The sequence below is a fragment of the Burkholderia sp. Bp8992 genome (genome assembly GCF_003853705.1).
Lineage (GTDB): Bacteria > Pseudomonadota > Gammaproteobacteria > Burkholderiales > Burkholderiaceae > Burkholderia.
In genome coordinates this window covers 96405-118147 of the sequence record NZ_QTQI01000004.1, presented here as the reverse complement: position 1 = coordinate 118147, position 21743 = coordinate 96405, and the positions used below count along the sequence as shown (strand labels likewise).

Here is a 21743-nt window from a genome sequence, read left to right as displayed (position 1 = left end):
CCGGTTTCGCCCGGCAGGCAGTGAAAAAGGCACCCGATCCGGGTGCCTTTTCTTTTTGCGGCGGGTGAATCGGCCGGTGCGCGGGCCGCAGCGTCAGTGCTGCCCGAACAGCGTCGCGAGCCGGTCGACCGCCTCTTCGAGCCGCGAGTAGGCCGTCGCATACGACAGGCGGATGTAGTCGTGCGGCGCATGGACGCCGAAGTCCATGCCGGGCACCAGCACGACGCCGGCGTCGTGCAGCATCGCCTGCGTGAGCGCGGCGCTGTCGCCGGCTGCCGGATGGGCGACGCCGCCGCACTGCGCATACACGTAGAACGCACCGTCCGGCATCACGGGCACCGCGAAGCCGAGCCGTTCGAGTGCCGGCACGATGAAGTCGCGGCGACGCTTGAATTCGAGGCGGCGCGCTTCGTAGAGGTCGAGCGTGGCCGGTTCGAAGCAGGCGAGTGCCGCGTGCTGCGCGAGCGCGGACGGGCAGATGAACAGGTTCTGCGACAGCTTCTCGAACGTGCCGACCAGCGCGGGCGGCACGACGAGCCAGCCGAGCCGCCAGCCCGTCATGCTGAAATACTTCGAGAAGCTGTTCACGGTGATCACGTCGTCGCCGAACGACAGCGCCGACACGGGCGCCGCGTCGTAGCTGAGCCCCTGGTAGATCTCGTCGACGATCGTGAAGCCGCCGCGGGCGCGCACGGCTTCGACGATCCGCTTCAGTTCATCCGGTTCGAGCGACGTGCCGGTAGGATTCGACGGCGACGCGAGCAGCACGCCACGCGTACGATCGCCCCAGCGCGTGCGGACGTCGTCCTCGGTGAGCTGGAAGCGCGCGTCCGGGCCGCTCGGCACGAGCACCGCGCGGCCTTCGGCCGCCGCGACGAAGTGCCGGTTGCACGGATACGACGGGTCGGGCATCAGCACTTCGTCGTCGCGGCCGACGAGCGCGAGGCACGCGAGCAGCAGCGCGGCCGACGCGCCGGCCGTCACGACGATCCGCTCCGGGCTGATCGTGAGGCCGTACGCGCGCGCATAGTGCGCGGCGATCGCCTCGCGCAGCGGCGCAATGCCGAGCGCGCTCGTGTACTGCGTGACGCCGCGGCGCAGCGCGGCCGCGGCGGCTTCGACGACGGGCTCCGGCGCGGTGAAATCCGGTTCGCCGATGCCCATGTGGATAACATCGCGCCCAAGGGACTCGAGCCGCTGTGCCTCCTTCATCAGTTCCATCACATGGAAGGGCTGGATCGCGTCGACGCGTGCGGCGAGCGTGACGAGCGAATCGGCGGTGGTATTCATCGGCGGGCAGGGCGGGGGAGAGGAAGAATGAAAAACGGGCGCTTGCGCGCCCGTGGACCGGCAAACGGTGTCAGCCGTTGCGGCGCGCCTGCGTTTCGGCGGGGCGCAGCTTCGCGGCGAGCTTGTCGAGCACGCCGTTCACGTACTTGTAGCCGTCGGAGCCGCCGAACGTCTTCGCGAGTTCGACAGCTTCGTTGATGATCACGCGGTACGGCGTTTCGACATGGTGCGTGAGCTCGAACGTCGCGATCAGCAGCACCGCGCGTTCGACCGGCGACAACTGGTCGATCGGACGGTCCAGCGACGGCGTCAGCGCTTCGACGAGCGTGGCATGCTCGCGGATCACGCCGTGCAGGATCGCGTCGAGCAGCTCCTTGTCAGCCTTGTCGTAACCGAGCGCGCCGCGCAGCTGCGCGTCGATCTCGCCCGGGGACGCGTTCGACAGCAGCCACTGGTAGAGGCCTTGCGTCGCCAGCTCGCGCGATTGTCGGCGGGCGCTCTTCTTCATGCGCGCTCCTCTTCGTCGTCTTCGTCTTCCTCTTCGTCCTCGTCGTCATCGCCGAGCTGGTCGAGGGCCATCGTCAGGTTGGCCATCTCGACGGCGACACGTGCGGCGTCACGACCCTTTTCGGTCATGCGCGCGACGGCCTGCTCGTCGTTTTCGGTCGTCAGGACCGCGTTCGCGATCGGCAGGTTGAAGTCGAGCCCGATGCGGGTGATGCCCGCGCCGCTCTCGTTCGACACGAGTTCGAAGTGGTAGGTCTCGCCGCGGATCACCGCGCCGAGCGCGATCAGCGCGTCGAACTGGCCGCTTTCCGCGAGCTTCTGCAGCGCGAGCGGGATTTCCAGCGCGCCGGGCACCGACACGAGCAGCACGTCTTCACCGGTGACGCCGAGGCGTTCCAGTTCTTCGACGCACGCGTCGGCGAGGCCGTTGCACACGGGCTCGTTGAAGCGCGATTGCACGATGCCGATACGCAGGCCGTCGCCTTCGAGATTCGGTTGGTATTGTCCGATTTCCATGATCTGGTCCGTGGTGTGGATGAACGGTTATGGGGCGAAAGCGCCGTGGCGGGTTACGCGTGGGACGCCGGGCAGGACTTGGCCTCGGCGCCGGGCATCGGAATGAAGCCCGTGACTTCGAGGCCGTAGCCGGACATGCTGCCCAGCTTGCGCGGATTCGACAGCACCTGCATCTTGCCGACGCCGACATCGCGCAGGATTTGCGCGCCGATGCCGAACGTCTTGAAATCGACCGGCCGGCGCTTGAGCGCCGCAGCCCTTTCTTCCTCGTCGAACGCCTTGAAGACGTCGATCAGGTGTTCCTTCGTGTCGCCGCAGTTGAGCAGCACGATCACGCCGAGGTCGCGTTCCGCGATCTCGCGCATCGCGGCGTCGAGCGTCCACGAGTGGGTCGACACGCCCGTCTCGAGCAGGTCGAGCACCGACAGCGGCTCGTGCACGCGCACCGGCGTATCGACGTCGGGCGACGGCGCGCCGCGCACCAGCGCGATGTGCGGCGAGCCGCTCGGCTGGTCGCGGTACAGCACCGCGCGGTACGTGCCGTGCGCGGTCTGCATCGTGCGCTCGGCGATCCGCTCGATGATCGATTCGGTGCGGCTGCGGTACTGGATCAGGTCGGCGATCGTGCCGATCTTCAGGTTGTGTTCCTTCGCGAATTCGATCAGGTCCGGCAGGCGCGCCATCGTGCCGTCGTCCTTGATGATCTCGCAGATCACCGCGGCCGGCGTGAGGCCCGCGAGCGCGGTGAAGTCGCAGCCGGCCTCGGTGTGGCCCGCGCGCACGAGCACGCCGCCCGGTTGCGCCATGATCGGGAACACGTGGCCCGGCTGCACGATGTGCTCGGGGCGCACGTCGTGCGCGACCGCCGTGGCGATCGTGTGCGCACGGTCGGCGGCCGAGATGCCGGTCGTCACGCCTTCGGCCGCTTCGATGCTGACCGTGAACGCGGTGCCGTACTGCGTGCCGTTGCGGTAGGTCATCAGCGGCAGGTGCAGCTGCTTGCAGCGTTCCTGCGTCAACGTCAGACACACCAGGCCGCGGCCGTACTTGGCCATGAAGTTGATCGCTTCCGGCGTGACGAATTCGGCGGCGATCACGAGGTCGCCCTCGTTTTCGCGGTCTTCTTCGTCGACCAGGATCACCATCCGGCCGGCTTTCAGCTCGGCGATGATGTCGAGCGTGGAGGCGAGCGTCATAAAGGGGCGAGAAAGAGGAAAGTGCGTATTTTACGCCAGCCGGACGGCGTTTCGGCTGGCATGGGCTGCGCGCGGCGGGCAAGCGCTCCGGAAAGCGTCGCGGGCGGCCTGCGCGGCAGGCCCGGCGGGCCGCCGCGCGTGGCCGGCACGCGGGTGCGGACGGGTGCGTGCCGGGTCGACCGCGGCCGAGCGTCAGGCGTGCTGGTCGCGCCCGCCGAGGTAGTCGAGCTTGCCGAGTTCGACGCCGCTGTGGCGCAGGATGTCGTACGCGGTCGTCACGTGGAAGAAGAAATTGGGCAGCACGAAGCCCAGCAGGTACGACTGGCCGGTGAACTCGATCGGGCCGACGCGCATCTTCAGCACGATCTGGCGCGCCTCGCTGCCGTCGATCTGCGCGGCGTCGAAGCCTTTCAGGTAGTCGATCGTCTTCTGGATGCGTGCGTGCAGCTCGTCGAAGGTCTGCTCGACGTCGGGAAAGCTCGGGATCTCGGCGCCGGCGAGCCGCGCGGCGCAGCCCTTGGCCGTGTCGGTCGCGATGTAGACCTGGCGGACGAGCGGCAGCATGTCCGGGTAGAGGCGGGCACCGATGAACACCGACGGATCGATCTGCTTCTCGGCCGCATGCGCCTGCGCCTTGCCGAGGATGTGCTGCAGGTTGGTCAGGCCGCGGATCAGGACGGGCAGCGAAGCCTGGTACATCGAGATGGACATGGGAACGACTCCTGTGGGAAGAGGGGCGGCCGGTGCGCGGCGCGTCGTGCGTTGCGGCGTTGAAACCGCTGTCGATGCATCTTAGCGCGACGGCATGACCCGTGCGCGTCGTTGGCCATTCGGCCGGGAATCGTTAGACCAAACGGCCGAGGGCCGGGCGGGAGCGGTTTGGATCACGCCGGAATGGCACCCTGACGAGCACCGGGCATCGCTCCGAAAGATTCATGGGACGAAAAACGGGATATGAAGCACCGGTGTGCCATGCCGGGCAGGATGAAAAAAACGGCGACCGTCCGCACCCGGATATCGGGCCGTCGGCCGCCGTTTCGAGGGGCGCCGCTGCGATCAGTCCTGATGCGCACCCTGCGACGACGACAGCATCCGCTCCACATACCGCGCAATCATGTCGACTTCGAGATTCACCTTGTCGCCAGCCTTCACATGGCGCAGCGTCGTGACCTCGACCGTATGCGGAATCAGGTTGATCGAGAATTCGCAGCCGTCCGCGCGATCGTCGATCGTGTTGACGGTCAGGCTCACGCCGTTGACCGTGATCGACCCCTTGTAAGCGAGATAGCGGCCGAGCTCGCGCGGCGCGACGATGCGCAGCTCGTGCGATTCGCCGACCGGCGCGAAGCGCGACACGGTGCCGAGGCCGTCGACGTGGCCCGACACGATGTGCCCGCCGAGACGGTCATGCGCGCGCAGCGCCTTCTCGAGGTTCACTTCGCCGGGCTGCGCGAGGCCGACCGTGCGGTTCAGGCTTTCGCGCGACACGTCGACGTCGAACGCGGTGTCGGTCTTGTCGATCACCGTCATGCACGCGCCCTGGATCGCGATGCTGTCGCCGAGCGCGACATCGGCGAGATCGAGCCCGCCGGCCTGCACGGTCAGGCGCACGCCGGCATCGGCCGACGTGCCGAGCGGGCTGATCGATTCGATGCGGCCGACGGCCGCGACAATTCCGGTGAACATCGTGGCGACTCCGTTCAACGAGGGGTGTCGGGCGATGCGAAACGCGCGAGGATCCGCAGGTCGTCGCCGATCCGCTCGACCCCGTGGAACGTCAGTCGCGTGCGGGCCTCGAGATTCGCCGGCGCGGCGAGGTCGAACATGCCGGCCGCGTCGGCGCCCAGCAGGCTCGGCGCGAGATAGACGAGCAATTCGTCGACGCACTGCTCGCGCAGCAGCGAGCCGTTCAGCTTGTGGCCGGCCTCGACGTGCAATTCGTTGACGCCGCGCGCGCCGAGCGCCGCCAGCATCGCGGGCAGGTCGACCTTGCCGTGCGCATTCGCGAGCGGCACGATTTCCGCGCCGCGCGACTTCAGCACGTTCGCCCGCATTTCACCGCCGGCGTCGAGCCGGCCGCAGAAGATCAACAGCGGGGCGCCCTCGAGCAGCCGCGCGTCGAGCGGCAGGTCGAGACGGCTGTCCACCAGGATGCGCTGCGGCTGGCGCGGCGTGTCGATGCCGCGCACGGTCAGCAGCGGATTGTCCTCGCGCACCGTGCCGATGCCGGTCAGGATCGCGCAGGCGCGCGCGCGCCACGCATGCCCGTCGAGGCGCGCGGCCTCGCCGGTGATCCACTGGCTTTCGCCCGACGGCAGCGCGGTGCGGCCGTCGAGCGATGCGGCGGCCTTCATCCGCACCCACGGGCGGCCGCGCGTCATCCGCGACACGAAACCGACGTTGAGCTCGCCGGCTTCATGCGCGAGCAGCCCGCAGCGCACGTCGATGCCCGCGTCGCGGAGCATGCCGAGGCCGCGCCCCGATACCTGCGGGTTCGGGTCTTCCATCGCGGCGACGACCTTCGCGACGCGCGCTTCGATCAGCGCGTTCGCGCACGGCGGCGTGCGGCCGAAATGGCTGCACGGCTCGAGCGTCACGTAGACGGTCGAGCCGGCGACGTCATAGCCGCGCGAGCGTGCATCCTTCAGCGCCTGCACTTCCGCGTGATCCTGGCCGGCCGGCTGCGTGAAGCCTTCGCCGATCACGTCGCCGTCCTTGACGATCACGCAGCCGACGCGCGGATTCGGCGCCGTCGTATACATGCCGCGCGCCGCGAGCGCGAGCGCGCGCTGCATGTGGGCGAAATCGATATCCGAGAACATGCGCGCGGCCCCGGGTCAGGCAGCGAGTGCCGCGAAGGCGCGGCGCGCGGCCGCGAGCGTCGCGTCGATCACCGCGTCGTCGTGCGTGCTCGACACGAAACCGGCCTCGTAGGCCGACGGTGCGAAGTACACGCCTTCGTCGAGCATCAGGTGGAAGAAGCGGTTGAAGCGCTCGATGTCGCTCTTCGTGACTTCCGCGAAGCTGGTCGGCACACGCTCGGCGAAGTACAGGCCGAACATCGCGCCGATCGAGTCGGCTGCGAACGGCACGCCGGCCGCGCGCGCTTCCGCTGCGAGGCCGTCGGCGAGACGCTTGGTCTGCGCGGTGAGCGCGTCGTAGAAGCCCGGCGCCTGGATCAGCTGCAGCGTCTTCAGCCCTGCGGCGACCGCGATCGGGTTGCCCGACAGCGTGCCGGCCTGGTAGACGCCGCCGAGCGGTGCGAGGTGGGCCATGATGTCGCGGCGGCCGCCGAACGCGGCGGCCGGCATCCCGCCGCCGATCACCTTGCCGAGGCAGGTGAGGTCGGCCGCGATCCCGTAATAGGCCTGCGCGCCGCCGAGCGCGACGCGGAACCCGCACATCACCTCGTCGAAGATCAGCACGGCGCCGTGCTTCGTGCACAGCGCGCGCAGCGCGTTCAGGAATTCGGGCGTGCCGCGCACGAGGTTCATGTTGCCCGCGACGGGCTCGACGATCACCGCAGCGATCTCGTCGCCGAACGCGCCGAAGGCTTCCTCGAGCGCGGCGACGTTGTTGTATTCGAGGACGGTCGTGTGCTTCGCGATGTCGGCGGGCACGCCGGCCGAGGTCGGGTTGCCGAACGTCAGCAGACCTGAGCCGGCCTTGACCAGCAGGCTGTCCGCGTGGCCGTGGTAGCAGCCCTCGAACTTGACGATGCGGCTGCGGCCCGTGAAGCCGCGCGCGAGACGCAGCGCGCTCATCGTGGCCTCGGTGCCGCTCGATACCATCCGCACCTGCTCGATCGACGGCACGAGCTTGCAGATTTCCTCGGCGATCTCGATCTCGGCTTCGGTCGGTGCGCCGAACGAGAAGCCGTCGGCGAGCACGTTCTGCACGGCCGACAGCACTTCCGGATGGACGTGGCCGACGATCATCGGGCCCCACGAGCCGATGTAGTCGATGTACTGCTTGCCGTCGGCATCCCAGAAATACGGGCCTTGCGCGCGTGAGACGAAGCGCGGCGTGCCGCCGACCGAACGGAAGGCGCGCACCGGCGAGTTGACGCCGCCGGGAATGGTCTTCTGGGCGCGTTCGAAGAGGATCTGATTGTTGGACATGAGCGAAACCTGCGAGAGAAGGGCGCGGGGGGCCTGTGCACGGGCCGCGGCGCCTGGGCGGAACGATCGTCTGATTGTACCGGAGACGCGCGCGGCAGGCCCGCCGGCGCTTGTGCGACCGTTCGGCGCGTTGGGGAACGGCCAGGGCCGGAAACGAGGGCCGGATTCCGTCCGGCACCGGGCACCGGGCCCGGCTAGCGCGGCGGCTTGCGCTTGCCGGTCAGTTCGGCCCAGCGCTTCTCCAGCGGGCCCTCGACCATCGGCTTGATCGACGTGCCGGACGTCTGGGCGTCCCAGGTCTGCACCGAATACGGATGGACGCGCAGCGCGTCGCGCGCGATCACGACGTCCTGGTGCGCGTCGACCAGCCAGTCGTAGACGAAGTCGATGCACAGCCGGTAGCCGCGCTTCGTCGACGGATCGGGCACCTCGTACGGCGCGCGCGTCACGTAGCCGGAGCCGAACACGCCCTTGGGCTCCTTCGCGACGCGGTGCAGGAACACGCGGTCGCCCGGCAGGATGCTGCGCGCGAAGCCGCAGCCCCACACGTCGTGCACGGCCTCGCCGGCCTTCACGCGCGCGGCGACGTCGGGCAGCTCGGGCCACGGCCATTTCTTGGGGCTCCAGATCAGCAGGAAAGCGGTCATCGGTTCGGTCGTGCGTTCAAATGATCAGACGAGAGCGGCAAGCTTAGTCGAATCCGCGTGCGATTCCGCGCGCGGGAAGGCTTGCCGGCCCGCCATCGTACGCGGCCGGCGTCACGTAAAAAAGTTGCGCGTACAATCATGGGCCTGAGCGCGCCATCCGTGGCGCGGCCTCCCGTCTTCACCGCCACGCGCGCCCCGATGCGCGCGGGCTCCATTCCGGATACCCATGTCTCACGTCGTCCGGCGCCGGCCCGATGCCCGGCTGATCCTGTTGCTCGGCGCGCTCGCGGCCTGCGGGCCGATCGCCACCGACATGTACCTGCCGAGCCTGCCGTCGATCGCCGCCGGCTTCTCCGTCAGCCCCGGCGCCGCGCAGCGCACGCTCACGAGCTTCATGGCCGGCTTCTCGATCGGCATGCTGCTGTACGGCCCGCTGTCCGACACGTGGGGCCGCCGTCCCGTGCTGCTCGGCGGCATCGCGCTGTTCACGCTCGCGAGCATCGGCTGCTTCGTGTCGGGCTCGATCGACATGCTGATCGTCGTGCGCTTCCTGCAGGCGCTCGGCGCCGGCGCCGCGTCGGTGCTCGCGCGAGCGATCGCGCGCGACGCGCACGAGCCGAGCGACGCGGCGAAGGTGCTGTCGATGGTCGCGATCGTCACCGCGGTCGGGCCGCTGCTCGCGCCGCTGATCGGCGGCCAGATCCTGCGCTTCTCCGGCTGGCGCGGCGTGTTCGTCGTGCTGGCCGTGTTCGGCGCGACATGCGCGGCGACTGCCTACCTGCGCGTGCCCGAAACCTGGCCGAAGGAGCGGCGCAAGAGCACGGCCGTGCTCGCGTCGTTCGCGTCGTACGGGCGCATCCTGTCGGACCCCGTCGCGTGGGGGCACATGCTGTGCGGCGGGATGGCGTTCGCGGCCATGTTCTCGTACATCACCGCTACGCCGTTCGTATACATCGAGTATTTCCACGTGTCGCCGCAGCACTACGGGCTGCTGTTCGGCCTGAACGTCGTCGGGATCATGATCGGCAACTTCGCGAACACGCGCCTCGTCGGCCGCATCGGCTCGCTGCGCATCATCGCGGCCGCGTCGCTCGTGAGCGCCATCGCGTCGCTCGCGGTCGCGTTCGTCGCGCTGACGGGGTGGGGCGGGCTGTGGTCGATCGTCGTGTGCCTGTTCTTCGTCGTCGGTGTGGTCGGGATCCTGTCCGCGAACTGCACGACCGACCTCATGCACCGCTATCCGCACAACGCGGGAGCGTCGGCGGCCGTATTCGGCGCGATGCAGCTCGCGCTCGGCGCGCTGGCGAGCGTCGCGATCGGCGCACTCGCGGACGGTACGCCGTTCGCGATGGGCGTGACGATCGGCGTGTCGGGCGTGCTGTGTTTCGCCGGGCGCTGCCTCGTGCTGCGCTGGCATGGCCGGCCGGTGAAAGCGGGGGCTTGAGCGGCGCGGCGGAACTGGCGGAGGGCGCGGCCGACAGGGCGGGCGTATGTCGACGGTATTCGCCCAAGCGATAACACAAGCGAACAGCACGTCGATGTAACCCCGCCAGCCGGCAATGCGAATCACGCATTGATTTTCACGTCTGCGTCACTTGGAGCGGTCTGACGAGCGATTGTCGAGTCGATAGCTGCGCTTCGGGTTGGTCACGAACCGTTTGACCTGAGCATCGAGTTCCTGACTGTGGTACAGATCAAGGCATTTCAAAAAATCAAACCTGACGCCCTTGATTTCGGATTCGACGATCGGATTGTGATAGTCGCGAGCAAGAAAACGATTGACCAGCGATTTGCTCGCGTCGGGGTTCCGTTCCAGATCGAAATCGGTCCAATCCATTAGTGCACTGGCGCTGCTTCCCGCGTCAATCGCGGCGGACGGTTCATTCCGATAAGCGGTCGCGATGCATTCGGCGAGCACCATGTCCTTGTAGTTCTGCGCGTAGGTTCGGGCGCCGGCTTGCGGCGACGACGTTGTATCCGTTGCATGGCCCGATTGGGCCGCTAACGTCAGTACCCAAAACATCACGCACCGGAGCAGCGGATTTTGTCTCATGGCAGACTCCAGAAGTGCGCACGATCGGTGCGGTAATTGGCTCCCGGCTCGTTGAAATAGCATTGGTCGTAACAGGTGAGACCATTGAAAAGCGTCGCATGTCCCGTGGCATTCGACCAGCCTGAAACCTCGAAGAGGATGATCCCTTGCCTGTCAGCCAGGGTGTTGCCTCCCCGGGAAGGCGGGAATTGGATTACCTCCGCTCTGCCCCATCGCTGCTCGAGAAAGCGGATGAGATGCTTGACACGAAAGAAGTACCAGCGCTTGTCCGCACCAGACACGGTTTGCCCCGGAATATAAGGTATCGGCATGCCGGCCTGGCCGAGAATATAGCTCAGTCGCACGGCGCAGGTATTTTCCCAACGTAGTTTCGGGTCTCTGCTGTTGATATTGATGGCCACGTTGCCACCAATCGTCAGCGCAACTTTCTCCGCGGAATTCATCGGCGCGTAAATGCGCATTGCTGCTGCCCATGCGGCTGAAAAACTTGGTCTAGGCATATCCCTCTCCGCAAACTGGATGAACGTGATGCTGTCGATGCCAATCGGGGTTCCGTGAGAAACGCGTCATTTCTCGCGTCGGACCGGGATGGCGGCACCGCGCGGCGTGAAGGAAGTTACCGAGCCTGGGCAACTGCTGACAATTGGACTTGTTCGAAAATGTGAGTGTGTACGAACGCGTAACGTCACGCGCCGCCTTCGGTAGAAGGCTTGTCGATGATTGCGGAACCGCCGTGGTGCGGGGCGGTGCCGCTCATGCAAAACACCCCGAACGCCGGGCTTGAATCCAGCGTTCGGGGTGTCGTGAATCGACAGTGTTTCGCCGACGCGTCAGTCCCGCGCGACGTCCTTCGCCGCCGGCGAAGCGCCGTGGCTCAGCCAATCGAGCACGTCGGCCGTTTCGTCGTCGCTCGCGCGCGCCTTCGCCTGCGCGACGGCTTCGGGCAGTTCGCCGTTCGTCGACGCGCGACGGATCGCGACGCCGACCGCGAGGATGTCGATCATCAGCAGGTGCAGGACCCGCGAGATCATCGACAACTGCGACTCGCGCATCTCGATGTGGTCGGTCTCGAGCGCGACGGTCGCGCGCTTCGCGAGCGGCGTGTTGCTCGACGTGATCGCGATCACCTTCGCGCCGGCCTGCATCGCGACGTCGAGCACGCGCAGCAGCTCGGGCGCGCGCCCCGACTTCGACACCGCGACGATCACGTCGCCCTTGCCGAGCAGCGCGGCCGACGCGGCCTGCATGTACAGGTCGCCGTACGCGATCGTCGGGATCCCGAAGCGGAAGAACTTGTAGTGCGCGTCCTGCGCGACGATGTTCGAGTTGCCGAGCCCGTAGAACTCGATGCGCCGCGCGCCGTTCAGGATCTCGATCGCGTTCTCGACGTGCTCGAAATTCAGGTGCTCGCGCAACTGCAGGATCGCGGACACCGTGTTGTCGAGCACCTTCGCGCCGAAGTCGGTGGCCGTGTCGCCGAGATGCACCTGGCTGTGGCTCATCGGGATCGTGCCGGTGAGGCCGGTCGCGAGCTTCAGCTTGAAGTCCGACAGCCCCTGGCAGCCGAGCGAGCGGCAGAAGCGGATCACGGTCGGCTGGCTCACGTCGGCCTTGCGCGCGATGTCCACGATCGGATCGTTGATGATCGAGCGCGGATGGTTCAGCGCGAGATCGGCCACGCGGCGCTCGGCCGGCGTCAGCGCGTCGCGCATCTGGCGGATCCGCTCGAACACGGCCGACGATGCACCGCCCGAGCGGTTCGACAACTGCTCGGCGAGAATCGCCGACACGCCGAGGAACGCCGGGTATTCGGCGGTGATCAGGTAGGTCGGGATGTTCTCGAGGTAATGCGTGAAGCGGCCCTTCGCCTCGAAGCGCGCGCGGAACGACGAGCGCGTGAACAGTTCGCCGAGCTTCAGCGCGACGCCGCCGCCGATATACACGCCGCCGAGCGCGCCGAGCGTCAGCGCGACGCTGCCCGCGAACGCACCGAGAATCCCGCAGAAGCATTCGACCGTCTCGAGCGCGAGTGCGTCGCCCGCATGTGCGCGCTCGACGATCTCGACCGTGTCGACGGTCGCGGCGACGCGCTTCTTGTCGCGCGCGGCGAGCGCGCGATAGATGATCTCCATGCCGGGGCCCGCGCACACGCGTTCGAACGACACGTGCGGAAACTTCTTGCGCGCGTACTGCAGCACCAGGTCCTCGCGCTCGTCCTGCGGCGCGAACGACGCGTGGCCGCCCTCGCTGCCGAGCGCGATCCAGCGGTCGTCGGCCGGAATCAGCCCCGACACGCCGAGCCCGGTGCCGGGCCCGAGCAGCCCGATCACGCTGTTCTGGCGGCGCGCGCCGCCGCCGACCTGCACGCGTTGCGCGTCGGTCAGGCCCGGCAGCGCCATCGCGAGCGCGGTGAAATCGTTGACGACGAGCAGCGTGTCGAAGCCGAGCGCGCGGCGCGTCGCCTCGATCGAGAAGCTCCAGTCGTGGTTGGTCATCGTGACCTGGTCGCCGTCGACCGGGTTCGCGATCGCGATCGCCGCGTGGTTCACGCGGCTGATCTTCACGTCCTTCAGGTACTTGCGGATCGCGTCGGTGATCGTCGGATAGTCGGCGCCGGGATAGACGCGGATCTGCGTGATCTCGCCCGGGCCGGTTTCCAGCGCGAAGCGCGCGTTGGTGCCGCCGACGTCCGCGAGCAGGCGCGGGCCGTCGGCATGCTGACCCGCGACGACCGCCTTACTTTGCGCACCAGTAGACATCGAGCTGGGTCCCCTTGTCGTTGGCCAGTTGGGAAATCGCGTTCTTCTGCAGCGACGCGGCCGCGGCGTCGAGCACTTCGCGCTTGGCGGGGCCCGCGATCAGCAGGAACAGCCGGTCGACGTGCTTCAGCGCATCGAGCGAATAGCTCACGCGTGCATGGGGTGCTGCGCCGGGATGCACGGCGACGAAACGATCGGACGTCGTGATCGCGTGGTCCCATTCGGGCGCGTCGGCGAAGATCGACGCGGTGTGGCCGTCCTCGCCCATGCCGAGCACGGCGACGGTCGGCACGCGGTAGTCGGCGTTCGCGTTCAGCGCGGCGACGTGCGCGTCGAGCGTGCTGCGCGTGTCGACGAGCGGCAGGAAGCGGGCAGGGGCCGCCGCGTGCTGCAGCAGCGTGTCGCGCACGAGTTGCGCGTTGCTGGCCGCGTCGTCGTCCGGCACCCAGCGGTCGTCGACCAGCGTCACGTCGACGCCGGCCCAGTCGAGCGCCGTGTGCGACAGCGTATGCAGGAACGGGCGCGGGCTCGTGCCGCCGGACACCGCGAGCGTCGGGCGCGCGGGGCCGGCGAGCGCGGCGCGCAGCGCCTCGCCGACGGCGCGCGCGAGCGCCTCGCTTTGCGCTTCCTGGGTGTCGAAAGCGTGGATCTCGATCACATCTCCTCCGGACTGCTTTGTCTGTTCAAATCGTACGAATCGTGAGGCACGTCGCCGCGCAGGGTGGTGTGCGCGGCGACGGTTTACATCAGTTTTCTTCTTCGAGCCAGCAGGTGTCGTGCTGCGCGAGCATCGCGCTCGCCGCGGCCGGCCCCCACGTGCCCGCCGCGTACGGCTTCGGCGGCTTCAGCGTGCGCGCCCATTCGTTCAGGATAGGCTCGACCCAACGCCATGCGGCCTCCTGTTCGTCACGACGCACGAAGAGGGCGAGCCGGCCGTTGATCACGTCGAGCAGCAGGCGCTGGTACGCCTCCATCTGCCCTTCCTTGAAGAACTGGTCGAACGCGAGGTCGAGGTGCACGCTCGCGAGGTTCATCCCTTCGCCGGGCTGCTTCGCGAGGCAGTACAGGCGGATCGTCTCGTTCGGCTGCAGCCGGATCACGAGGCGGTTCGAACCGGGGCGCAGCGCGGTCGGGCCGAGCGCCGAGTGCGGCACCGGGCGGAAGTTCACGACGATCTCCGCGACGCGGTCGGCGAGACGCTTGCCGGTGCGCAGGAAGAACGGCACGCCGGCCCAGCGCCAGTTCTCGATCTCGACCTTCAGCGCGACGAAGGTTTCGGTCTGGCTGTCGGGCTTCACGCCCGGCTCGGTCGCGTACGCCGGCACCTGCGCGCCCTTGATCACGCCCGCATGATACTGGCCGCGCACGGCCACCTTGCCGATGTCGCGCGGATCGACGGGTTTCAGCGCGCGCAGCACGCGCAGCTTCTCGTCGCGCACCGAGTCGGAATCCATCGAATGCGGCGGCTCCATCGCGACGATCGACAGCAACTGCAGCAGGTGGTTCTGCACCATGTCGCGCAGCGCGCCCGTATTGTCGTAGAAATCGCCGCGCGCCTCGACGCCGAGTTCCTCGGCGATCGTGATCTGGATGCTTTCGACCCATTCGCGGCGCCACAGCGGCTCGAACAGCGCATTGCCGAAGCGCAGCGCGAGCAGGTTCTGCACCGGCTCCTTGCCGAGGTAATGGTCGATCCGGTAGATCTGGCCTTCCGTGAAGATCTCGCCGACCGCGTCGTTGATCGCGTTCGACGATTTCAGGTCGTAGCCGAGCGGCTTCTCGAGCACGATGCGCGCGCCTTCGTTCAGACCGACCGACGCGAGCGCGTTGCAGATCGGCACGAACAGCGACGGGCCCGTCGCCAGGTAGAACACGCGGATGCCCGGCAGCGATGCGATCGCGTCGCGCAGCACGACGTAGTCGTCCGCACGGCCGAGATCGAGCTTCACGTACTCGATGCGATCGAGGAAGGAGGTCCACGCCGCTTCGTCGAAGGCCTTGCCGGCGGCCTTCGCCGCATGCGGTTTCACGTGCGTGTCGACCCATTCCAGATAGGCCGCCCGATCCGATTCGTGTCGCGCCACGGCGACGATCCGGCCGCCCGCCGCCAGCATGTTCGCGCGGTGCGCTTCGAACAGTGCGGGCAGGATCTTGCGCATCGACAGATCGCCGGTGCCGCCGAAAAGTACGAAGGTAAAGCTGGAATCGGTATGCATGTGTCTCCGCCGTGTTGGGGGTGCTCGGAAGCGATCCGTAGTGCGATAAAAATATTTTTGACACTGAATTGTAGTTTAACTACAATCCGCCGCAAGGGGTAGCACCTGGGTGAAGAAAAAAAGATGTGCGGCCGATGAGCTGCGCGAGCTTCGCCTTCGGGAACGCCTTGTGCCGAATGTTATCGGACATTGGCGGCGCGCATCGTTGGCGCGCCGTCGGCCCCGGGCTCGCGTCGCATCATTGCGGCGGGCCAGAAACACAAAGAGGAGACACGCCGTTGAATCTCGATTCACGCTTTCTGTAAGAGCCCGGCCGGTCATCGGCCCCGTACGCTGCATGCGTCCCGCGGCTCGATTTCCGCGTCGTTATCAAGAAGCCGGTTCCCGGTCAGGGAACCTCACGAGTTGATTCAGTCTGGAGGAGATAAGTAATGAAAGTTCGCTCGATCATGGGCGCGCTCTGCGCCGCGGGTCTGATGGCTGGCGCCGTGGCGGCGCAGGCAGCCGAGAATGTAACCGTGCTGCACTGGTGGACCTCGGGCGGCGAGTCGAAGGCCGTCGGCGTGCTGAAGGACGACGTGCAGAAGCAGGGCTACGTGTGGAAGGACTTCGCGGTCGCGGGCGGCGCCGGCGCCGCGGCGATGACCGCACTGAAGACCAAGGTGATCAGCGGCGATTCTCCGTCGGCCGCGCAGATCAAGGGCCCGCTGATCCAGGACTGGGCCGACCAGGGCGTGCTCGTCAACATCGATTCCGCTGCCGGCGACTGGAAGCAGAACCTGCCGCCGGAAATCGACAAGATCATCAAGTACAAGGGCCATACCGTCGCCGCGCCGTTCTCGGTGCACCGCGTGAACTGGCTGTACATCAACAAGGCCGCGCTCGACAAGGTCGGCGCGAAGGTGCCGACCACCTGGCCCGAATTCTTCGCGGTGGCCGACAAGCTGAAGGCCGCGGGCATCCAGCCGGTCGCGATGGGTGGCCAGCCGTGGCAGGACCTGACGCTGTGGGAAGACGTCGTGCTGTCGCAGGGCCCGGCGTTCTACAAGAAGGCGCTGGTCGATCTCGACCAGGCGACGCTGACGTCGCCGCAGATGCTGTCGGTGTTCGACACGGTGCGCAAGATCCAGGGCTACTTCGACACGGGCCGTAACGGCCGCGACTGGAACCTCGCGACCGCGATGGTCATCAACGGCAAGGCCGGCATGCAGTTCATGGGCGACTGGGCGAAGGGCGAGTTCGAGAACGCCGGCAAGAAGGCGGGCAAGGACTACGTCTGCGCGCCGGTGCCGGGCACCGCGAATTCGTACACATTCAACGTCGACTCGTTCGTATTCTTCCAGCAGAAGGGCGAGAAGAACGCGACGCCGGGCCAGCTCGCGCTCGCGAAGACGATCATGACGCCGGACTTCCAGGAGCAGTTCAGCCTGCTGAAGGGCTCGGTGCCGGTGCGTCTCGGCGTGAAGATGGACAAGTTCGACGATTGCGCGAAGAAGTCGTATGCCGACGAGCAGACCGCGATCAAGTCGGGCGGCTTCGTGCCGTCGCTCGCGCACGGGATGGCGCAAGGCGACGCGACCGCCGGCGCGATCACCGACGTCGTGACGAAGTTCATGAACTCGCAGCAGGATTCGAAGAGCGCGGTCGCCGCGCTCGCGAAGGCCGCGAAGGTCAAGTAACGCGCGCCAGGCGCCCGGCCGGAAACGCATCATCGGCCGGGCGTTTTTGCATGTGCAGCAAACGGGCTCGCCCGCGGGCCCGTGCCGTACCCGGCGCCGGCCCGGCCTGCGTCGCCCTCGTTCCAGGAGTCGAATCAAGTGGCTGCCCCTCTTAGCGGAAACGGATCCGGCGCTGCCGCCGCACGGCGTACGTCGCCGATGTCGGCCTTCGCCGACCGCTGGATCCCGAAGCTCGTGCTCGCGCCGAGCGTCGCGATCGCCGTGGTGTTCATCTACGGCTTCATCCTGATTACCGGCTATCTGTCGCTGACTCGCTCGCGGCTGTTGCCCAACTACGAATTCGACGGCTTCGGCCGTTACACGGACCTGTTCCAGAACGACGTGTGGTGGACCTCCGCCGCGAACCTCGGCTGGTTCGGGATTCCGTTCATCGCAATCTGCGTCGGCCTCGGGCTGTTCCTCGCGATCCTGCTCGACCAGCGGATCCGCAACGAAGGCGCGCTGCGCGCGATCTTCCTGTACCCGATGGCGCTGTCGTTCATCGTCACCGGCACCGCGTGGCAGTGGATCCTGAACCCGGGGCTCGGCCTCGAGAAAGTGATGCACGACTGGGGCTGGACGAGCTTCTCGTTCGGCTGGCTCGACGATCCGGACAAGGCGATCTTCTGCGTGGTGATCGCGGCCGTGTGGCAGTCGACCGGCTTCGTGATGGCGCTGTTCCTCGCAGGGCTGCGCGGCGTCGATGCGGAGATCTTCAAGGCCGCGCAGGTCGACGGCGCGACGCTGCCGACCATCTACCGCAAGATCGTGATCCCGAGCATGCGCCCGGTGTTCTTCTCGGTGCTGCTGATCCTGTGCCACATCACGATCAAGACCTTCGACCTCGTCGTCGCGCTGACGGCAGGCGGGCCGGGCACGTCGTCGTCGCTGCCGGCCATGTTCATGTACACGTTTTCGTTCAACCGCGGCCAGCTCGGGCTCGGCGCGGCGTCCTCGGTGATGATGCTCGCGACGGTGGTCGCGGTGCTGGTGCCGCTGATGTATATGGAATCGAGGAGCACCCGCAATGCAGCCTAAGATGACGATCAGCCGGGCAGTGATCTATGCGGCACTGATCCTGTTCGCGCTGTATTTCCTGTTCCCGATCTACGTGATGCTGTCGACGTCGTTCAAGGATCTCGACCAGCTGCGCACCGGCAACCTGCTGACGCCGCCCACCACGTGGACGGTCGACCCGTGGGTGAAGGCATGGAGCGGGGCGTGCACCGGCGTGCGTTGCGACGGGATGAAGCCGTTCTTCCTGAATTCGCTGCAGATGGTGATCCCGGCCGTGCTGATCTCGTCGCTGATCGGCGCGTTCAACGGCTACGTGCTCACGCACTGGCGCTTTCGCGGCGCGGACGCGCTGTTCACGATGATGCTGGTCGGCTGCTTCATCCCGTTCCAGGTGATCCTGCTGCCGATGGCGCGCCTGCAGGGGATGCTCGGCCTCGCCAACACGATTCCGGGCCTCGTGTTCGTGCACGTCGTGTACGGGATCGCGTTCACGACGATGTTCTTCCGCAACTTCTACGTGAGCGTGCCGGCCGAGCTCGTGAAGGCCGCGCGCATCGACGGCGCGGGCTTCTTCACGATCTTCACGAAGATCCTGCTGCCGGTGTCGCTGCCGATCTTCATGGTGTGCCTGATCTGGCAATTCACGCAGATCTGGAACGACTTCCTGTTCGGGATCGTGTTCTCCGGCGTCGATTCGATGCCGATCACGGTGGCGCTGAACAACCTCGTCAACACGTCGACGGGCGTGAAGGAATACAACGTCGACATGGCCGGCGCGATCATCGCCGCGCTGCCGACGCTGCTCGTCTACATCGTCGCCGGCCGCTATTTCGTGCGCGGGCTGACGGCGGGCGCGGTGAAGGGGTAGGCGCGGCTTTATCCGATACGACGAACCGGCCGCGCACGACGCGCGGCGCATCGAAACGAACCCGACGCGGCGCCCGAGTGCGCCGCGCGAGACGAGACAGAGGATTCACAGCATGGCAAGCCTTTCCATCCGTGACGTGTACAAGACCTACCCGAACGGGGTGCCGGTCCTGAAGGGTGTCGACATCGAGATCGAGGACGGACAGTTCCTGATCCTGGTCGGCGGATCGGGCTGCGGGAAGTCGACGCTGCTCAACATGATCGCCGGGCTCGAGACCGTCACGAGCGGCGAGATCTGCATCGACGGCAAGGTCGTCAACGACCTGTCGCCGAAGGATCGCGACATCGCGATGGTGTTCCAGTCGTACGCGCTGTACCCGTCGATGACGGTGCGCGAGAACATCTCGTTCGGCCTGAACATCCGCAAGGTGCCCAAGAGCGAGCAGCAGCAGATCGTCGACCGCGTGTCGCAGATGCTGCAGATCCAGCACCTGCTCGACCGCAAGCCGGGCCAGCTGTCCGGCGGCCAGCGCCAGCGTGTCGCGATGGGCCGGGCGCTCGCGCGCGATCCGTCGCTGTTCCTGTTCGACGAGCCGCTGTCGAACCTCGACGCGAAGCTGCGTATCGAGATGCGTGCGGAAATCAAGCTGCTGCACCAGCGCCTCGGCACGACGATCGTCTACGTGACGCACGACCAGATCGAGGCGATGACGCTCGGCGACCGGATCGCGGTGATGAAGGACGGTGTCGTCCAGCAGTTCGGCGCGCCGCAGGACATTTACGATTCGCCGTCGAACCTGTTCGTCGCGGGCTTCATCGGCGCGCCGCCGATGAACTTCATCAACGGCCGGCTCGTGGAGCAGGGCAGCGGCGTTGCGCTGGAGATCGACACGGGCGTCGCGCGCGGCGCGCTGAACCTGCCGTTCGATGCGGGCAAGCTGAAGGCGCACGTCGGCCGCGAGGTGATCCTCGGCCTGCGCCCGGAGCGCATCACCGACGTGCGCCACGCGCACAACGGCGACGCGTCGCATCTGCAGCCGCTCGACGTGCGCGTAGACGTGACCGAGCCGACCGGGCCGGACACGCACGTGTTCGCGCAGGTGAACGGCAAGCGCATCGTGAGCCGCGTGCACCCGGCCGCGAACCCGCAGCCGGAGCAGACGCTGTCGCTGCTGTTCGACGTGTCGAAGGCCGTGCTGTTCGATCCGGCGACGGAAGAGCGGATCGCGTGAGGCGGCGCTTGCGCTGAATGAAAGAAGGGGCCGTTTTGAACGGCCCCTTTTTTTGTTTCGACGATGCGGGTGATTCGTCCGCGGATGCGCCGGTCAATGCGGCAGCCGCACGTCGAACTTGAACGTCGCGAGCCGCGCGACGAGGATGAAGCCGGTCGCGAGCAGCACGCTGTACACCGAGTCGAACTGCAGCCACACGAGCAGCAGGTAGAACCAGCAGCCGACGAACGCACAGGTCGCGTACGGCCGCGAGTCGCGCAGGATCAGCGGGATGTCGTTGCACAGCACGTCGCGGACGATCCCGCCGACCACGCCGGTGATCACGCCCATCATTACCGCGATGAAGCGCGGCATCTCGGCGTCGAGCGCGATCGACGTGCCCGAGATGCTGAAGATGCCGAGCCCGATCGCGTCGGCGATCAGCAGCAGCCGTTCGGCCGACAGCCGCGACAGCATCCGCAGCACGAACGGCGCGAACAGCGCGAGCACGAAGATCGCGATCACGTAGTCGTCGTGCACGACCCAGTAGAACGGCCGGCGCTCGAGCAGGATGTCGCGCAGCGTGCCGCCGCCGAACGCGGTCGCGAGCGCGACGACGAACGTGCCGACCGAGTCGAGGCGGTTCTTGCGCGCCTCGATGAAGCCCGAAATCGCGAAGGCCAGCGTGGCGATCGCCTCGAGTACCGCGATCGCGAGCGTCAGCCTAGGATGCGGCACGCGGCCCCCGCTCGGCCGGCGCCGCATGCGGCTGCAGCAGCACGAGCACCGCGCCGGCGCCGCCGTCGTTGCCGCGTGCCTCGCAGAACGCGATCACTTCTTCCTTCTGCACGAGCCACGCGCGTACCTTGCCTTTCAGCACGGGTTCCTTGCCGATCGAGCCGAGCCCCTTGCCGTGGATCACGCGCAGGCAGCGCAGCCCCTTCTTGCCGGCTTCGCGGATGAATTCGGCGAGCGCATCGCGTGCCTCGTCGCGCCGCATCCCGTGCAGGTCGATCTGCGCCTGCACGATCCACGCGCCGCTGCGCAGCTTGCGCACGACGTCGCGGCTGATGCCGGGGCGGTGGTAGTACAGCGAGTCGTCGCTGTCGAGCAGCGTCTCGGGATCGAATTCGTCGGACAGCGTCGCGTTCAGGACGGCTTCCTCGTCGCGCTGCGTCTGTTTCGGCACCGGGTCGGGCGGCGTGCGGCCCGACGACGCGCGCGGCGGCGCGTTCAGCGGGCGGATCGAGCCGATTTCGTTGCGGAACAGGTTTGCGTCGGCTTCCGCCTTGCGCTCGGCCTTCGCGGTTTCGACGCGCTCGCGTTCGCGGCGATCGGCTTCGCCCTGCAGCGACTTGCGCAATGCGCCGAGGCCCGCGAGGCCCTGGCCGCGCAAGGCAGCCGGATCGGGCGCGGGCGGCGGGGCGGCCGGCGCGGGGTTCACGGGGCGGGCGGCGATCTTCCGCTTCGCGGGGTCGCTCGGATGGGGCTGGTTCTTCGCCATGATTCGGTAACGGGGCAGGCGCGTCCGGGCGCGCGGGCAAAAAAAAGCCGCTGCGCGGCGGCAGCGGCTTTCCGGTCGAGCCTGCATCGCGGCAGCGGACGCCATTGTAGCGCCCGGCGCG

At 67.3% G+C, this 21743-nt stretch carries 21 protein-coding genes; 5 read left to right on the top strand and 16 right to left on the bottom strand.

Annotated features, from left to right (window positions below; translation table 11 throughout):
* Positions 1 to 93 precede the first annotated feature (93 nt).
* The 9 genes from DIE03_RS07720 to DIE03_RS07680 all read right to left on the bottom strand — a co-directional run bounded on the left by DIE03_RS07720 (position 94) and on the right by DIE03_RS07680 (position 8277).
* Positions 94 to 1290, bottom strand: a complete 1197-nt coding sequence (locus DIE03_RS07720; protein WP_124449041.1) for a pyridoxal phosphate-dependent aminotransferase — start codon at positions 1288 to 1290, stop codon at positions 94 to 96.
* 70 nt (positions 1291 to 1360) lie between these two features.
* Complete coding sequence (gene nusB, locus DIE03_RS07715) at positions 1361 to 1798, bottom strand: transcription antitermination factor NusB (RefSeq protein WP_124449039.1); 438 nt, start codon at positions 1796 to 1798, stop codon at positions 1361 to 1363.
* Positions 1795 to 2313 carry a 6,7-dimethyl-8-ribityllumazine synthase gene (gene ribH, locus DIE03_RS07710; RefSeq protein WP_011351235.1) on the bottom strand — a complete coding sequence of 173 codons (519 nt, stop codon included), beginning with the start codon at positions 2311 to 2313 and terminating at the stop codon, positions 1795 to 1797. The genes nusB and ribH overlap by 4 nt, the downstream gene beginning before the upstream one ends.
* 53 nt (positions 2314 to 2366) lie before the next feature.
* Positions 2367 to 3509, bottom strand: a complete 1143-nt coding sequence (ribBA, locus tag DIE03_RS07705; protein WP_124449037.1) for a bifunctional 3,4-dihydroxy-2-butanone-4-phosphate synthase/GTP cyclohydrolase II — start codon at positions 3507 to 3509, stop codon at positions 2367 to 2369.
* A 192-nt stretch (positions 3510 to 3701) separates the two neighbouring features.
* Positions 3702 to 4220, bottom strand: a complete 519-nt coding sequence (locus DIE03_RS07700) for a DUF1993 family protein (protein WP_124449035.1) — start codon at positions 4218 to 4220, stop codon at positions 3702 to 3704.
* 345 nt (positions 4221 to 4565) lie between these two features.
* Positions 4566 to 5195, bottom strand: coding sequence for a riboflavin synthase (locus DIE03_RS07695; protein ID WP_124449033.1), 630 nt, complete (start codon positions 5193 to 5195; stop codon positions 4566 to 4568).
* Positions 5196 to 5209: 14 nt separating this feature from the next.
* Complete coding sequence (ribD, locus tag DIE03_RS07690) at positions 5210 to 6331, bottom strand: bifunctional diaminohydroxyphosphoribosylaminopyrimidine deaminase/5-amino-6-(5-phosphoribosylamino)uracil reductase RibD (RefSeq protein ID WP_124449031.1); 1122 nt, start codon at positions 6329 to 6331, stop codon at positions 5210 to 5212.
* 15 nt (positions 6332 to 6346) lie between these two features.
* Positions 6347 to 7630, bottom strand: coding sequence for a glutamate-1-semialdehyde 2,1-aminomutase (hemL, locus tag DIE03_RS07685; RefSeq protein ID WP_124449029.1), 1284 nt, complete (start codon positions 7628 to 7630; stop codon positions 6347 to 6349).
* 194 nt (positions 7631 to 7824) lie between these two features.
* Positions 7825 to 8277: a hypothetical protein gene (locus DIE03_RS07680; RefSeq protein WP_124449027.1), complete on the bottom strand. Its 453-nt coding sequence runs from the start codon at positions 8275 to 8277 to the stop codon at positions 7825 to 7827.
* Between the two features lie 226 nt (positions 8278 to 8503).
* Here DIE03_RS07680 and DIE03_RS07670 point away from each other — a divergent pair, with 226 nt between their 5' ends.
* Positions 8504 to 9721 carry a Bcr/CflA family multidrug efflux MFS transporter gene (locus DIE03_RS07670; RefSeq protein ID WP_124449025.1) on the top strand — a complete coding sequence of 406 codons (1218 nt, stop codon included), beginning with the start codon at positions 8504 to 8506 and terminating at the stop codon, positions 9719 to 9721.
* 147 nt (positions 9722 to 9868) lie between these two features.
* Here the strand turns inward: DIE03_RS07670 and DIE03_RS07665 are convergent, their stop codons facing one another.
* The 5 genes from DIE03_RS07665 to zwf all read right to left on the bottom strand — a co-directional run bounded on the left by DIE03_RS07665 (position 9869) and on the right by zwf (position 15305).
* Positions 9869 to 10330, bottom strand: a complete 462-nt coding sequence (locus DIE03_RS07665; protein WP_124449023.1) for a type VI secretion system amidase immunity protein Tai4 — start codon at positions 10328 to 10330, stop codon at positions 9869 to 9871.
* Entirely contained in the window at positions 10327 to 10830 is a 504-nt protein-coding gene (locus tag DIE03_RS07660) for a type VI secretion system amidase effector protein Tae4 (protein ID WP_124449021.1), read from the bottom strand. Before DIE03_RS07660 ends, DIE03_RS07665 begins: the two co-directional genes overlap by 4 nt.
* A gap of 330 nt (positions 10831 to 11160) precedes the next feature.
* On the bottom strand, positions 11161 to 13089 hold the full coding sequence (locus DIE03_RS07655) for a bifunctional transcriptional regulator/glucokinase (protein ID WP_124449019.1): 1929 nt from the start codon (positions 13087 to 13089) through the stop codon (positions 11161 to 11163).
* Positions 13067 to 13747, bottom strand: coding sequence for a 6-phosphogluconolactonase (gene pgl / locus DIE03_RS07650; protein ID WP_124449017.1), 681 nt, complete (start codon positions 13745 to 13747; stop codon positions 13067 to 13069). The genes DIE03_RS07655 and pgl overlap by 23 nt, the downstream gene beginning before the upstream one ends.
* A gap of 88 nt (positions 13748 to 13835) precedes the next feature.
* A complete protein-coding gene (gene zwf, locus DIE03_RS07645) occupies positions 13836 to 15305 on the bottom strand; it encodes a glucose-6-phosphate dehydrogenase (protein WP_124449015.1) in 1470 nt (489 codons plus the stop codon).
* A gap of 431 nt (positions 15306 to 15736) precedes the next feature.
* Here zwf and DIE03_RS07640 point away from each other — a divergent pair, with 431 nt between their 5' ends.
* The 4 genes from DIE03_RS07640 to DIE03_RS07625 all read left to right on the top strand — a co-directional run bounded on the left by DIE03_RS07640 (position 15737) and on the right by DIE03_RS07625 (position 20139).
* Positions 15737 to 16984 (top strand): ABC transporter substrate-binding protein, encoded by a 1248-nt coding sequence (locus DIE03_RS07640; RefSeq protein WP_124449013.1) that lies wholly within the window; start codon positions 15737 to 15739, stop codon positions 16982 to 16984.
* A gap of 138 nt (positions 16985 to 17122) precedes the next feature.
* Complete coding sequence (locus DIE03_RS07635; RefSeq protein ID WP_042977917.1) at positions 17123 to 18061, top strand: carbohydrate ABC transporter permease; 939 nt, start codon at positions 17123 to 17125, stop codon at positions 18059 to 18061.
* Entirely contained in the window at positions 18051 to 18908 is an 858-nt protein-coding gene (locus tag DIE03_RS07630) for a carbohydrate ABC transporter permease (protein WP_011544828.1), read from the top strand. Before DIE03_RS07635 ends, DIE03_RS07630 begins: the two co-directional genes overlap by 11 nt.
* Positions 18909 to 19020: 112 nt before the next feature.
* Positions 19021 to 20139, top strand: a complete 1119-nt coding sequence (locus DIE03_RS07625; RefSeq protein ID WP_124449011.1) for an ABC transporter ATP-binding protein — start codon at positions 19021 to 19023, stop codon at positions 20137 to 20139.
* 93 nt (positions 20140 to 20232) lie between these two features.
* Here the strand turns inward: DIE03_RS07625 and DIE03_RS07620 are convergent, their stop codons facing one another.
* Together DIE03_RS07620 and DIE03_RS07615 are read right to left on the bottom strand one after the other, a co-directional pair.
* Positions 20233 to 20883 carry a trimeric intracellular cation channel family protein gene (locus DIE03_RS07620; RefSeq protein ID WP_124449010.1) on the bottom strand — a complete coding sequence of 217 codons (651 nt, stop codon included), beginning with the start codon at positions 20881 to 20883 and terminating at the stop codon, positions 20233 to 20235.
* Positions 20843 to 21622 (bottom strand): Smr/MutS family protein, encoded by a 780-nt coding sequence (locus DIE03_RS07615; RefSeq protein WP_124449008.1) that lies wholly within the window; start codon positions 21620 to 21622, stop codon positions 20843 to 20845. The genes DIE03_RS07620 and DIE03_RS07615 overlap by 41 nt, the downstream gene beginning before the upstream one ends.
* Positions 21623 to 21743 lie beyond the last annotated feature (121 nt).

Coding starts and splice junctions, on each gene's coding strand:
- DIE03_RS07620 (WP_124449010.1), bottom strand. CDS start 20,883: ATGCGGCGCCGGCCGAGCGGGGGCCGCGTGCCGCATCCTAGGCTGACG.
- DIE03_RS07630 (WP_011544828.1), top strand. CDS start 18,051: ATGCAGCCTAAGATGACGATCAGCCGGGCAGTGATCTATGCGGCACTG.
- DIE03_RS07660 (WP_124449021.1), bottom strand. CDS start 10,830: ATGCCTAGACCAAGTTTTTCAGCCGCATGGGCAGCAGCAATGCGCATT.
- ribBA (WP_124449037.1), bottom strand. CDS start 3,509: ATGACGCTCGCCTCCACGCTCGACATCATCGCCGAGCTGAAAGCCGGC.
- ribD (WP_124449031.1), bottom strand. CDS start 6,331: ATGTTCTCGGATATCGATTTCGCCCACATGCAGCGCGCGCTCGCGCTC.
- hemL (WP_124449029.1), bottom strand. CDS start 7,630: ATGTCCAACAATCAGATCCTCTTCGAACGCGCCCAGAAGACCATTCCC.
- DIE03_RS07695 (WP_124449033.1), bottom strand. CDS start 5,195: ATGTTCACCGGAATTGTCGCGGCCGTCGGCCGCATCGAATCGATCAGC.
- DIE03_RS07615 (WP_124449008.1), bottom strand. CDS start 21,622: ATGGCGAAGAACCAGCCCCATCCGAGCGACCCCGCGAAGCGGAAGATC.
- nusB (WP_124449039.1), bottom strand. CDS start 1,798: ATGAAGAAGAGCGCCCGCCGACAATCGCGCGAGCTGGCGACGCAAGGC.
- DIE03_RS07625 (WP_124449011.1), top strand. CDS start 19,021: ATGGCAAGCCTTTCCATCCGTGACGTGTACAAGACCTACCCGAACGGG.
- DIE03_RS07700 (WP_124449035.1), bottom strand. CDS start 4,220: ATGTCCATCTCGATGTACCAGGCTTCGCTGCCCGTCCTGATCCGCGGC.
- DIE03_RS07640 (WP_124449013.1), top strand. CDS start 15,737: ATGAAAGTTCGCTCGATCATGGGCGCGCTCTGCGCCGCGGGTCTGATG.
- DIE03_RS07670 (WP_124449025.1), top strand. CDS start 8,504: ATGTCTCACGTCGTCCGGCGCCGGCCCGATGCCCGGCTGATCCTGTTG.
- zwf (WP_124449015.1), bottom strand. CDS start 15,305: ATGCATACCGATTCCAGCTTTACCTTCGTACTTTTCGGCGGCACCGGC.
- ribH (WP_011351235.1), bottom strand. CDS start 2,313: ATGGAAATCGGACAATACCAACCGAATCTCGAAGGCGACGGCCTGCGT.
- DIE03_RS07680 (WP_124449027.1), bottom strand. CDS start 8,277: ATGACCGCTTTCCTGCTGATCTGGAGCCCCAAGAAATGGCCGTGGCCC.
- DIE03_RS07665 (WP_124449023.1), bottom strand. CDS start 10,330: ATGAGACAAAATCCGCTGCTCCGGTGCGTGATGTTTTGGGTACTGACG.
- DIE03_RS07720 (WP_124449041.1), bottom strand. CDS start 1,290: ATGAATACCACCGCCGATTCGCTCGTCACGCTCGCCGCACGCGTCGAC.
- DIE03_RS07655 (WP_124449019.1), bottom strand. CDS start 13,089: ATGTCTACTGGTGCGCAAAGTAAGGCGGTCGTCGCGGGTCAGCATGCC.